Origin of the sequence: Corynebacterium drakensteinense, from assembly GCF_041224285.1 — a bacterium.
Lineage (GTDB): Bacteria > Actinomycetota > Actinomycetes > Mycobacteriales > Mycobacteriaceae > Corynebacterium.
On record NZ_JAXOFP010000001.1, the window covers coordinates 128249 to 141022 of the forward strand.

A 12774-nucleotide genomic window follows, 5' to 3' on the forward strand; every position below is an offset into this window, starting at 1 on the left:
TGCATCCATTTCCGAGTTTAATACCAGGCGAACCCAAAGAATAGGCTTGCCAAAATAATGTGATTTTTCTCGGAAATATTCGCCCCCTTTCTAGGTAGGGCGGCGGTAGCTCGGCGGACAAGAGAATAGAAAACCCCTCGCTCGCTGGTGAAGCTTTGGAACACCGGCTAGCGAGGGGGCAGTCTGCTATGAACTTAGCTGTGCATTAGCAGTCGTAGTACATTTCGAATTCCTGCGGAGTTGGGCGCAGACGAACCGGGGTGATTTCCTCGTCGTACTTGTACTTGATGTAGGTATCGATGAGGTCTTCGGTGAACACATCGCCTTCGGTCAAAAATTCGTTGTCTTCCTGCAAAGCCTTGAGGGATTCCTCCAACGACGTTGGTGCGGTAGGAATATCTTGTGCCTCTTCTGGTGGTAACTCGTAGAGGTCTTTGTCGACCGGAGCGTGCGGCTCGATCCGGTTCTTGATGCCGTCGATACCGGCCATCATCATTGCCGCGAAGCCCAAGTATGGGTTACCGGATGGGTCCGGTGCACGGAACTCCAGGCGTTTTGCCTTCGGGTTGTTGCCAGTGGTCGGAATTCGCACGGCAGCCGAGCGGTTACGCTGCGAGTACACCAAGTTGATTGGCGCTTCGAAGCCAGGAACCAGGCGGTGGTACGAGTTCAGCGTGGCGTTGGTGAAAGCCAAGACCGCTCCCGCGTGCTCCAGAATGCCGCCGATGTAGTAGCGAGCCATATCCGACAGGCCGGCGTAGCCGTCCTCGTCATGGAACAGTGGGGAACCGTCTTTCCACAGCGACTGGTGGGCGTGCATACCCGAGCCGTTGTCACCGGCCAATGGCTTCGGCATGAAGGTAGCCGTCTTGCCGTGCTGGAAAGCGGTGTTTTTGATGATGTATTTAAACAGCTGGATCTGATCCGCTGAGTGCAACAAGGTGGAGAAACGGTAGTTAATCTCCTGCTGGCCACCCGAACCGACCTCGTGGTGGAAACGCTCCAGCTCAAAGCCCACCTTTTCTAGGTTCAAAGCCATGGCATCGCGGATTTCCACGGACTGGTCATAAGGAGCGGTAGGGAAGTAGCCACCCTTCGGGCGCGTCTTGTAACCAGGGTTTGGAAGCCCATCGATGGTGGTTTCCTTATCGGTGTTCCACCAGCCCTCATCGGAATCGACTTCGTAAAAACCGGCGTTCGTTGAGGTATCGAAACGTACCTTGTCGAACAGATAAAATTCTGCCTCGGCACCGAAGAAGCAGGTATCGGCAATGCCGGTGGACTGCAAATATTCCTCGGCCTTGCGGGCGGTAGTGCGTGGGTCACGCGAGAATGGCTCGCGGGTAAACGGATCGTGCACAAAGCACTTAATGTTCAGCGTCTTTGTGCTGCGGAATGGATCTACCACTGCCGAGTGCGGATCCGGCAGCAACATCATGTCGGATTCATCAATAGTGGTAAACCCGCGGATCGAGGAGCCGTCGAAAGCCAGTCCTTCTTCTGCTGCCTCCTCAGTGAACTCCGAGGCGGGGATGCTGAAGTGGTGTTCAACACCAGGAAGGTCGGTAAATTGAATGTCGACGAATTTAATATCTTCGTCTTCGATATGTTGGACGACATCCGAAATGGATTCGAAACTCAAGGGAACTCCTCGTTTTGGGTGCAACTGTGCAGTCGTATTTCCCACTATACCGACTAATCCCGCTTCATATTCGGAATTTGTGGTTGCAAACTCAGAGAAGTTCTTGCCGAAGATAATCGGCAACATCTGGAATTATAAAATCGAGTTCTTGCTCTTGTGCTGCGGAAAATTTTCCAAGCACAAACGCAGAAGGGTCCATTTTCCCCGGTGGGCGGCCAATACCCACGCTCAGACGGGCATAATCTTTTGTGCCCAGAGCTTTCGTCACAGATTTCAGCCCATTGTGGCCCTTATCGCCACTGCCGAAGCGCACCGTATAAGAACCAAATTCGCGTTCCATATCGTCGTAAATCGCGACGATGCCCGCTGGCGCCACGTGAAAATAATTCGCCAAGGCATCGACTACGCCACCAGATGTGTTCATTGGGGTGGCGGTGCGCGCCAGAATTAGCTTCGGCGCGCCTGGTCGCAGAGCACCAGCGGGCATTTCAGCGACAAAAGCCCCGGTGCGCTTGTGCAGACTGAACGGCACGGGCTGGAACGACGTCGTTTCTGCTAATTCATTAACGACCCGGTATCCAATATTGTGCCGTGTCTGCGCATACTGCGCACCGGGGTTACCGAGCCCGACAACGAGCACACTGGATTGCTGGGATAAAGCAGGTGCAGCGGGCATGGTGTATTCGGGCTCGGCTTTCTTCGAGAAGATTCTTCGTCGGAAGGTTTATTCTTCGTCGGAGGACTCAGTGTCAGGGTCCAGACGGTCTGCTGGGGTCTCCTCGTCGGCTTCTTCTTCGCTGTCAGCACCAGCCTCAGCGCCACCTTCCTCGGCAGCGGCAGCAGCGGCCTCGAGTTCTTCGTCTTCCTGTGGCTCCATGACGGAGACGATGACGGTGTCTTCTTCGGCAACCAGGGTGGTGTTGCCTGGCATATCCAGGTCAGCAGCGGTGATGACGGTGCCGTCTTCGGCGCCTTCGATGGAAACCTCGATCTCTTCCGGAATGGACAATACGTCGGCCTCGACCAGCAGAACGTCGTTGTCCTGGATGAACATCATGCCAGCAGCAGGCTCGCCGGTGATGGTGACAGGAACCTCAACCTCAACCTTCTCGCCGCGCTTAATGGAGAGTAGGTCAACGTGGTCAACGTCCAGCGTGAGAACGTTCTGATCGACGTTTTTCACCATCGACAGGTGCTTTTCGCCATCAACTTCCAGTTCCAGAACGGCGTTCAGGCCGTTGTAGCGCAGCATGGTCTGCAGTTCCAGCAGTGGAACAGAGAAGTGGATTGGCTCGGTGTTGGAGCCGTAGAGAACACCAGGTACTCGCCACTCGCGACGCAGACGACGTGCGGCGCCCTTACCGAATTCGTTACGTGGTTGTGCTGCAAGAATTGGGGTCTTTTCAGCCATAATGGATAACTCCTCAGTGCGGTCAAAAATTTTAAAATGTGGACAAACGTGCACAGGCAAGGGCACATCCACGACCGGGGAGCAACCGGGTTAAGTGTAGATCGCGTCGATAACGGCCAAAAATGAATGGCCCTCGCCGAGACGAGAGCCATCATAGCAAAACAGTGGGTGCGCTAAGAAATCTGCTTAGACCGCGGTGTAGCCACCATCGACGGTTTGTGCGCTGCCGGTGATAAACGATGCGTTCGACGACAGCAGGAAGATCACCATCGCGGCAACCTCACGCACCGAGCCCAAACGGCCCAGCGGGTGGTCGTTGATCAGCTTGGTTAGCTCGTCCTCGTCCATGAAATTGGCCAGCAAGGCATTGCGGATATAGCCCGGGCACACTGCGTTGACACGAATTGCCTTGGAACCATATTCCACGGCCGCAGACCGGGTCAGGCCAATCACACCGTGCTTTGCGGCGGCATAGGCCGCTTTTCCCTTGGCTGCGACCAAACCGTGCACCGATGCGACGTTAACGATTGAGCATTCCGAGGTCTGATCCATGTCGAGGAACTGATCGATCTCATAGCGCATCGCATATGCGACACCATTGAGGTTGAGATCTACAAGTTCACGCCACTCGCGGCCGCTCATTTTGCCGGTGAGTTCACCCTCGCCGCCGTAGCCGGGGGAGTTCACCGCGTAATGCAGACCACCGAATTGCTCGACGGCGGTGTGCACCGCGGCCTTGTAATCAGACTCGGAGCTCATATCGATCTCGATGGCGTAAGCTGATCCGCCATTGTCACGGATTTTTTCTGCTACCGCGGTGGGGTTATGCTCTGCGGAATCGGCAACCACAATGTGGCTTCCGAGTCCACCTAGCTCATAACAAATTTCTTCGCCGATGCCGAAGCCGCCACCGGTAACGAGTGCAACTTTGTCGCGAAATTCCTCAAAGCTCTTCATTAAGCTGACCCCTCGAACAATGTGGTAACCGAACCGTTTTCGAAAATTTCGTTGATCGTGCGCGCCAGCAACGGAGCAATGGACAGCACGGTCAGGTTGTCCCAGCCTTCGGTGGATTGCGGCATGGTGTCGGTGGTGATGACCTCTTCGGCGCCACAGCTCGACAGCTTTTCCCGCGCTTGGCCGGAGAAAACGCCGTGCGTACAAGCAACGACGACGGATTTCGCGCCCTCGTCCTTCAAGATCTTCGCCGCTCCAGCGATAGTTCCACCGGTATCAATCATGTCGTCGACCAGAATGCAGTCTTTACCAGCGACGTCACCGACCACGCGGTTAGCGACCACCTCGTTGGCGACATCAATGCTGCGTGTTTTGTGCACGAAGGCCATTGGCGCGCCGCCGAGCACGTTGGCCCACTTTTCGGCAACTTTCACGCGACCAGCATCTGGAGAAACGATGCACATGTTCTCCGTTGGGTATTTGGACTTGATGTAGTCGGTCAGCACCGGCATGGCGTGCATGTGATCGACCGGGCCATCGAAAAATCCCTGGATTTGGTCGGTGTGCAGATCCACCGAGACCAGGCGGTCCGCACCAGCAGTTTGCAGCAGGTCAGAAATCAGGCGGGCGGAAATAGGCTCACGGCCGCGGTGCTTTTTATCCTGTCGTGCGTAAGGGTAGAACGGCAGGATGGCGGTGATGCGCTTGGCTGAGCCACGCTTGAGCGCATCAATCATGATGAGCTGTTCCATCAGCCACTTGTTGAGGTCCCCGCCTTCGACGGTGGCGTGAGATTGCATCACGAAACAGTCGGCACCACGCACAGATTCTTCGAAGCGGACAAAGATTTCTCCGTTAGCGAAGTCCTCAGCGCGCATTGGGGTGATCTTGGTGTCCAGTTCCTTGGCGACGGCCTCGCCGAGAGCTGGGTGCGAGCGGCCGTTGAAGACCATCATATTCTTTTGGTTGATAGCGATCTTGCCAGTCATAGGATTAACCCTTCTGCGTCGGAGTCTGCGCTTGTTCTACGTTGTGGTCACCAGCGGTCTGCTGGGCAGCTTCGGCGGCCTGCGCTGAAGAGCTGTTCGGACGCTTTTTTGCGACCCAACCCTCGATGTTGCGCTGCCGACCACCCGAGACGGCGAGTGCTCCTGGTGGAACATCGTCTTTAATCACTGTACCCGCCCCGGAATAGGCGCCATCACCCACGGTCACTGGTGCGATAAACATCGTGTCCGAGCCAGTGCGTACGTGGTCACCGACGACGGTGTGGTTCTTGTTTACCCCGTCGTAGTTCACGAAGACTGAGGAGGCTCCAATATTGGAATGCTTGCCGATGGTGGCGTCGCCGACGTAGGTCAGGTGTGGCACCTTGGAACCTTCGCCGATCGTGGCTTTCTTCGTTTCTACGAAACCGCCCAGTTTCGCCTCATCGCCCAGGTCAGTTCCTGGGCGCAGGTAGGTAAACGGGCCGACATTGGCGCGTGCACCGATGTGTGAGCTTTCACCGTGGGCGCGGATCACACGGGCATCCTGGCCGACGGTGACATCTCGCAGCGTGGTATCTGGGCCGATTTCCGCGCCGTCGGCGATTGACGTCGTGCCCCACAGCTGGGTTCCGGGGTGGATGGTCACATCCTGGCCGATGGTGACATCGGCGCCGATCCAGGTGGAATCCGGATCAACGATTGTCGCCCCACCCAGCATCGCGTCTTCGACGGTGCGCCGGTTGAACTCTTTGGCCGCCGCTGCCAATTGCACTCGGTTGTTAACTCCAGCTAATTCGCCTTCGTCAGCGGCAACGAAAGCTCCGACACCGTGGCCAGCTTCGCGTGCGATGGCCAGTACGTCGGTGATATAGAGCTCGCCTTGCGCGTTGTCGGTGTTGAGTCGGGTCAACGCGGATCGCAGAACTGCAGCATCGAAAGCGAAAACGCCGGAGTTGATCTCGGTGATTTTGCGGATTTCTTCCGAGGCATCTTTATGTTCCACGATCGCGGTGACCTGGTCTTTTTCATCACGCACGATACGCCCGTAACCGGTGGCGTCGGCGAGCTCTACCGAGAGCACCGTCACACCTGCCTGGGTCTTTTCATGATGGGCGCGTAACTGATCCAAAGTCTCTGGACGGAGCAGCGGGACATCTGCATTGGTGACAATGATTGTGCCCTGGAAATCCGCCAGAGCATCCATGGCGCACTGCACCGCGTGGCCGGTACCGTTTTGCTCTTCTTGTACCGCGGCAGTCAACGTGCGGCCGAGTTCGTCGGCAAGCTTGTCGACGGCTGGGGCTACCTGCTCGCGCTGGTGGCCGACAACGACGACGATTTGTGCCGGGTCAAGGCCTGCTGCGGCATGCACGCTGTGGGACAGCAGCGAACGACCGCCGATTTCATGCAGCGTTTTCTGGGTGGCGGATTTCATCCGCGTGCCGGCGCCGGCCGCCAAGATGATGACCGAGCAGGAAGATTGATGAGCCACGGCGAAAATTCACTCCTGAACAAATGGGGATTAACTAATGGCATCAATCATAACGATCTGTCTACGGCTGCGCGCTGACATCCATGGCGAGTGAACTAGCGCCGGTGCGGCTCGGAGACTTCCGGAAGGCTTCGAGCTGCCCAAACGCCGCCCAGCCCGATGACTGCCAAAAAGACTAACGCCCACAGTGGCCCCTGAATGGCGATCACTGATGACAACGCACCGACTAGCAACAAGATCACACCCATGATGGTGTTTGCTGCGCCGGTATAGCGGGTGCGTTGATCATCTTCGGCCATATCCACCAAGTACGTTGATCGCGCGACCCGGACCGCGGCGTGGGCAAGGGAGACCAAGAAAAACCCCAGCGGAAACGCGACCGTATTCCACCAGTGTGGCGCCGTGAGCGCACTCAAAACCAGTATCAACAGCACGACCGACGATGCTCCGGCGGCAGCAGCCATCACGTTTTTGGATGAGCGGTCCGACCAGATCCCCGAAACCCTGCCTGCCAGCAGCGCAGATAAACCAGAAACGAGCACAAATGGAGCAAGATCGGCGAAACCAGAATTTGCGGTGGCGGCTGTGGCACCCTCTGCCTGCGCACTGGTGGCTTGCGCGCTGGCGGCGACGATAAACGCAGTGGAAAGTGCAGAGACCAACAGCAATGAGCGCACGAGGACGAAGCGGCGGAATAGTTCGTCATCGCGCAGTAAGTTCCAGGTATCGGTGTACCACGCAGAGTTCGGCGTATGAGGAGGCTGTGCACTAGAGCTTTGTGCGTTGGCATTCGGGACACTGTTGGTGCGCTTCGGGGCTGCGTGGAGATGCTCATCCACGCGTGCAAAGACCACCGCCGCCAGGGCCCAAGCTAACGCACCAGTGGCGAGGAGAATCGCTCCGACCCAGATCGGCATGGGGGCAGGCAGGAACAACAACACGATGCCGACGATGATGGTGACACTGCCAGCGAGTGTCGTCGCCAAGCCTGTGACAGCTCCGCGCCGCCCCTTCGAGATTGCCCGGCCCATGACGTCTTTGCCGGATAACGACGACAGCGAGCGGAAGGTTGCGAGCAGCGCCAGCAGTACGACGACGGCGATGCCGAGCGCGCTTCCGCTAAGCGTTAGGGCAGCGAGAGCCATCAGTCCTGCACAGACGGCTTGTCCCGCCGACCCGATAATCCAGACTCGTTTGCGCGAACGACGGTGTGCTGTCACCCAACGGCGCAGTGGAGCTTGCGGGAGCATCGCTAAAGATTCACGAACCGGCACCAACAAACCGAAAAAGAACGCTGGCACCCCGGCGGCGGTAAGCAGCCAGGGCAGTACGGTTTTGGCCGAGGCGGTTTGATCACCGACATTTTGCAGGCCATTGGCGGTGGCGATGAGCCGTCCGTTGGTGCGCTCAACGCGTGCTGCCGAGGTTGCAGAATCATCTGCATCGATAGCGTTGCCTGCGGACTCTTGCGGCGCGGAATCTGGGGAGTCTGGACTCATGCTTTCAGGCTAATGGAAGAGCACACTGCGGTTTGTGTATTCGTGGCACTATTGTGTAAAGTTGCAAGCCGTTGGCAATCCGCACAGCGGTGAAGCTAACGTTTCCCCATGGTGTAATCGGCAACACTACGGTTTTTGGTACCGTCATTCTAGGTTCGAGTCCTGGTGGGGAAGCTTTTTTCATATGGGGGTAAATCACCAGCCGTCGTAGTCAGGAGAATGATCCCGAAGTGAATATGCTCGCCGGCCTATTAAAAGTTGCTGCCAGCGATCCAAAACTCAAAGGGCTCATTAATCACGTTGCTGAACCGAGTCTGCACGTCACCGGAATCACCCAAGCTCGGCCCTGGGCCATTGGAACCCTCGCACACCACGCACCAGTAGTGGTGCTCACCGCGACTGGCAGGGAAGCCGAAGACATTACTGCAGAACTTGCGGCGATGCTGGGCGATAAAGTCGCGATGTTTCCGGCTTGGGAAACTCTTCCGCACGAGCGGCTTTCACCGGGAGCTGACATCGTCGGCAAGCGCGCGGCTGTGCTGCACCGTTTAGACGAGTTGCAAGTTATCGTCACCCCCGCCCGCGGATTGGCGCAGCCGGTGCTGGAGACGGTGGCTGGACGTGAGCCGATCCGCCTGGCTGAAGAACAAGAATATGACTTTGACCAGTTGGTTTCAGAGCTAGAGTTCCGTGCTTATTCGCACGTCGATATGGTCTCAAAGAAAGGCCAATTTGCTAAGCGCGGCGGCATCGTCGATGTCTATCCCACGACGCTGGACTATCCCGTGCGCATCGAATTCTGGGGCGATGAGATCACTGATATTCGCCAGTTTTCGGTCGCAGACCAGCGCACGATCTCCGAAATCGAAGTTGGCAAAGTCGATATTTTCCCAGCCCGCGAACTACCAATCACTGATGCAGTGGCGGCGCGCGCAGAATCCCTCGCCCGTGAATACGCCTCGAACGCGACGCTCGCGGAACTGCTGACCAAAATCTCAGAGAAGATCCCGTCGGAAGGTATGGAAGCGTTGCTTCCGGTGCTGACGGATGCGCCGATGGTGTCGTTGGTGGACCTGGTGCCGGATAACACACATGTTCTGGTCATGGACCCAGAAAAAGTTCGCCGCCGGGTAGAAGATCTGCACGAGACCGACGCAGAATTTTTAGCAGCCAGCTGGGAAGCCGCAGCGATGGGGGCGGATGGTCCCGTTGCCCACAACAAGCTTGATCTATCTGCGGCGAATTACCTCTCCTTAGAGGCACTCGAAGATATCGCGCGGGAGCGTGGCAACTCCTGGTGGACGTTCGCGCCTCCGGGAATGTTCGCGGCGGATGAGTCAGCGACGTTGCCTCTCGAATTCGAAGCTGGGCCGCAGCCGAAGGGCGAGCCGAAAGAAATCGAAGCCATGATGTCGCAATTGCGTGCGCACTGTCAGGCAGGGGGACGCGCCGCCTATATCGCCCCTGCTGCGGGTGCTATCAAACGCATGGCGGAACGCTTCCGTGAAAACGGAATTTCGGCCCATGTCGCTGAACCAGGCTGGCAACCAAATTCTGGTGAAATTACTCTTTACCAGGCTCTCAGTCATGCCGGATTGGTCTTTCCGAAGGTACGCAACCAGCACGACGGCGCGACGCTGCCGCTGGTGGTAGTGACCGAAACCGACCTTACGGGTAACCGGGTTGGCGATATCGCCGGGGCGAAGCGTCGACCAGCAAAACGCCGCAACCGGGTGGATCCACTGGCGCTGAAAAAAGGCGACTTCGTCGTGCATGAAACCCACGGCATCGGCAAATTCATCAAGATGGCCGAGCGCACCATCAATGCCGGTGGAGAAAGCTCACGCCGCGAATATATCGTGCTGGAATATGCTGCCTCGAAGCGCGGACAACCCGCCGACCAGTTGTGGGTGCCGATGGAATCGCTCGATTTACTGAGCAAATACACCGGCGGGCAAGCTCCGACGCTGTCGAAAATGGGCGGTTCGGACTGGAAAAACACCAAGAAAAAGGCCCGCGCTGCCGTGCGCGAAATCGCGGGCGAGCTGGTGCAACTCTACGCTAAACGCCAAGCCGCGCCGGGCTATCAGTTCGCCCCGGATTCGCCGTGGCAAGCAGAGATGGAAGATAACTTCCCGTTCGTAGAAACCGAAGACCAGATGCTGGCCATCGAAGCGGTGAAAGCGGATATGGAATCATCCGTGCCGATGGACCGCGTGATTGTCGGCGACGTGGGCTATGGCAAAACCGAGGTTGCCGTGCGTGCAGCCTTCAAAGCTGTACAAGACGGCAAACAGGTCGCGGTGCTGGTGCCGACCACGCTGTTGGCGCAGCAACACTACGACACCTTCGCTGAGCGCATGGCTGGTTTCCCCGTCGAAATGCGCGTGCTGTCACGTTTTAGCACGACCGCAGAAGCCAAGCAGACGATCAAAGATTTGGCCAGCGGTACCGTCGACATCGTCGTCGGCACGCACCGCTTATTGCAAACTGGTGTGCAGTGGAAGAATCTGGGGCTCATCGTGGTGGATGAGGAACAGCGCTTTGGTGTGGAGCACAAAGAACACATCAAGGCGTTACGTTCATCTGTAGATGTGCTCACGATGTCTGCGACTCCAATCCCACGCACCCTGGAGATGTCGATGGCGGGCATCCGGGAAATGTCGACGATCCTTACTCCACCGGAAGACCGGCACCCGATCCTGACGTATGTCGGTGCCTACGAAGACAAACAGGTTGCGGCTGCGATCCGCCGCGAGCTCTTGCGTGATGGCCAAACCTTCGTGATCCATAACAAAGTCGCCGATATCGAGAAAAAGGCCCGCGAGATCCGTGAGTTGGTTCCCGAAGCCCGCGTCGTCGTGGCCCACGGCCAAATGAACGAGGACCTGCTGGAACGCACCGTGCAAGGTTTCTGGGATCGTGAATACGACGTGTTGGTGTGCACGACGATCGTGGAAACCGGCCTGGACATCGCCAATGCGAATACCTTGATCGTAGAGAATGCGCACCAAATGGGTTTGTCGCAGTTGCACCAGTTGCGTGGGCGCGTGGGCCGTTCCCGCGAACGCGGCTACGCCTATTTCTTGTACCCGCAAGGCGCCACGCTGTCAGAAACCAGCTATGACCGCTTGGCGACGATCGCGCAAAACAACGACCTCGGTGCCGGCATGGCAGTCGCGATGAAAGACCTGGAGATGCGCGGTGCCGGTAATGTGCTGGGCGCCCAGCAATCTGGCCATATCGCCGGCGTAGGTTTTGACATGTACGTTCGCCTGGTGGGAGAGGCCGTCGAAACCTTCAAAGCTCTTTCCCGCGGTGAAGCCCTCGACGCCACTGATCAATCGCCGAAAGAAATTCGCATTGACCTACCCGTTGATGCGCATATTCCAGAAAAATACATTGCGTCTGAGCGCCTACGCTTAGAGGTCTACCGGAAGTTGGCGTCGTCGCAGGACAACAAAGACCTGCGGTTGGTCGTCGAAGAAATGGAAGACCGCTACGGGCCGATCCCCGAAGAAGTCGAGCGTTTGTTGGCTGTTGCCCGTTTGCGGCACCAAGCGCGCCGGGCTGGAGTCACCGACATTATGGTGCAAGGCACCCGCATCAAGGTGGGGCCGGTCGAGTTGCCGGATTCCAAGCAAGTTCGGTTGAAACGCACCCACCCCGGCGCGAATTACCGCGCTGCCGCCAAGGCAATCCAGTTGCCATTCCCGAAGGCTGGACGCGGCAACGTCACTGATCCGAAGCTGCGTGATGTGGAATTGCTGCAGTGGCTGGCAGATTTTCTCTCTGAGATGTTTGATGTGGAGGCAGTTGATGTCTCGGGCGCGCGTAGCAGGCAAACGCCGCAGAGCAACGAAAAGTCTGCGGCACCTGGGGCGGAAAAATCTCGCTCAAAAAAGCGCCCAGGGCAGAAACCGGCAGGGAAGACTACTGGCTCGGTATTTTCACTGAGCGAATAAGCTGAATGAACGCTCTGAGTGAATAAGCTGAGTGAGCACGTTGAGTGAACATGCTGGGTGAATAGCTGGAAATGCAAAAGGTGAAGTGACTAGCTAATGCCAGTGATTAATTTTCACAACGATGCGGATGTTGTAGCACCGCAGCTGCTGGGGGCGACCCTGGCTTTTGGCCCGGTGGCGATACAAATTACCGAGGTCGAGGCATACCTGCACGGAGTGGACGAAGCAGCCCATAGCTTTCGTGGGAAAACCGCCAGCAACGCTGCGTTATGGGGCCCGGGCGGGCACATGTATGTCTATATCTCGTATGGCATTCACCGGTGTTGCAACCTGGTGTGTGGTCCGGATGGTACCGGACAGGGATGTTTGCTTCGTGCCGGGCGCGTGATTGCGGGCGAGAGCCAGGCGCGCAGCCGCCGCGGCGATGTCGGATTCCCGCGTTTGGCCTCTGGGCCGGGAAATATTGGCAAGGCCTTCGGGTTTAATACCGAGCACAATCATCTCCCGGTAGACCAGGTTGCACAGAACTGGGAGGATAGCCAACTTGCTGCCACCAACGCCGCTGCAGACAATGGTGCAGAACCGATGGTTGCAGACCCGACGGTTGCAGAGGCCGGGTCAGGGGCAATACCGCGCCCGCGACTGTATATCCGTTCAGAAGAACCAGAGTGGGTCGCTGGTCCGCGCATCGGCATTTCGAAAAACGTCGACGCGCCACTGCGGTTTTGGATTCCGCACGATAAGACAGTTACTAGCCCGAAGCGCCCGCCGAGTTAATTGGCGCTGCGCATCCGTGCCTGGTTGCGCAGTCCTGCGGTG

Annotated in this window: 9 protein-coding genes; 2 read left to right on the plus strand and 7 right to left on the minus strand. The window is 57.4% G+C overall.

The annotated features are described in order from the left end of the window. Positions 1-205 precede the first annotated feature (205 nt). The 7 genes from glnA to U1140_RS00630 form a co-directional block, all read right to left on the minus strand. Entirely contained in the window at positions 206-1642 is a 1437-nt protein-coding gene (gene glnA, locus U1140_RS00600) for a type I glutamate--ammonia ligase (RefSeq protein WP_369845496.1), read from the minus strand. Between the two features lie 91 nt (positions 1643-1733). Then, positions 1734-2318: an aminoacyl-tRNA hydrolase gene (gene pth / locus U1140_RS00605; protein ID WP_369845497.1), complete on the minus strand. Its 585-nt coding sequence runs from the start codon at positions 2316-2318 to the stop codon at positions 1734-1736. 48 nt (positions 2319-2366) lie between these two features. Then, complete coding sequence (locus U1140_RS00610) at positions 2367-3053, minus strand: 50S ribosomal protein L25/general stress protein Ctc (RefSeq protein WP_369845498.1); 687 nt, start codon at positions 3051-3053, stop codon at positions 2367-2369. Positions 3054-3239: 186 nt separating this feature from the next. Next, the gene (locus tag U1140_RS00615; protein ID WP_369845499.1) at positions 3240-4010 is read right to left on the minus strand and encodes an SDR family oxidoreductase; all 771 of its coding nucleotides are present in this window, start codon (positions 4008-4010) and stop codon (positions 3240-3242) included. Then, positions 4010-4999, minus strand: coding sequence for a ribose-phosphate diphosphokinase (locus U1140_RS00620; protein ID WP_369845500.1), 990 nt, complete (start codon positions 4997-4999; stop codon positions 4010-4012). The genes U1140_RS00615 and U1140_RS00620 overlap by 1 nt, the downstream gene beginning before the upstream one ends. A 4-nt stretch (positions 5000-5003) precedes the next feature. Further along, positions 5004-6491, minus strand: coding sequence for a bifunctional UDP-N-acetylglucosamine diphosphorylase/glucosamine-1-phosphate N-acetyltransferase GlmU (glmU, locus tag U1140_RS00625; protein WP_369845501.1), 1488 nt, complete (start codon positions 6489-6491; stop codon positions 5004-5006). 95 nt (positions 6492-6586) lie between these two features. Further along, the gene (locus U1140_RS00630; protein WP_369845502.1) at positions 6587-7990 is read right to left on the minus strand and encodes an MFS transporter; all 1404 of its coding nucleotides are present in this window, start codon (positions 7988-7990) and stop codon (positions 6587-6589) included. 236 nt (positions 7991-8226) lie between these two features. Here U1140_RS00630 and mfd point away from each other — a divergent pair, with 236 nt between their 5' ends. Then, on the plus strand, positions 8227-11955 hold the full coding sequence (gene mfd, locus U1140_RS00635; protein ID WP_369845653.1) for a transcription-repair coupling factor: 3729 nt from the start codon (positions 8227-8229) through the stop codon (positions 11953-11955). Positions 11956-12051: 96 nt separating this feature from the next. Continuing rightward, a complete protein-coding gene (locus U1140_RS00640) occupies positions 12052-12732 on the plus strand; it encodes a DNA-3-methyladenine glycosylase (RefSeq protein ID WP_369845503.1) in 681 nt (226 codons plus the stop codon). The last annotated feature ends 42 nt before the right edge of the window (positions 12733-12774 follow it).

Excerpts from the sequence above, each read along its gene's own strand:
- pth (WP_369845497.1), bottom strand. The coding sequence starts at position 2,318 with ATGCCCGCTGCACCTGCTTTATCCCAGCAATCCAGTGTGCTCGTTGTC.
- U1140_RS00610 (WP_369845498.1), bottom strand. The coding sequence starts at position 3,053 with ATGGCTGAAAAGACCCCAATTCTTGCAGCACAACCACGTAACGAATTC.
- U1140_RS00615 (WP_369845499.1), bottom strand. The coding sequence starts at position 4,010 with ATGAAGAGCTTTGAGGAATTTCGCGACAAAGTTGCACTCGTTACCGGT.
- U1140_RS00620 (WP_369845500.1), bottom strand. The coding sequence starts at position 4,999 with ATGACTGGCAAGATCGCTATCAACCAAAAGAATATGATGGTCTTCAAC.
- U1140_RS00630 (WP_369845502.1), bottom strand. The coding sequence starts at position 7,990 with ATGAGTCCAGACTCCCCAGATTCCGCGCCGCAAGAGTCCGCAGGCAAC.
- mfd (WP_369845653.1), top strand. The coding sequence starts at position 8,227 with ATGCTCGCCGGCCTATTAAAAGTTGCTGCCAGCGATCCAAAACTCAAA.
- U1140_RS00640 (WP_369845503.1), top strand. The coding sequence starts at position 12,052 with ATGCCAGTGATTAATTTTCACAACGATGCGGATGTTGTAGCACCGCAG.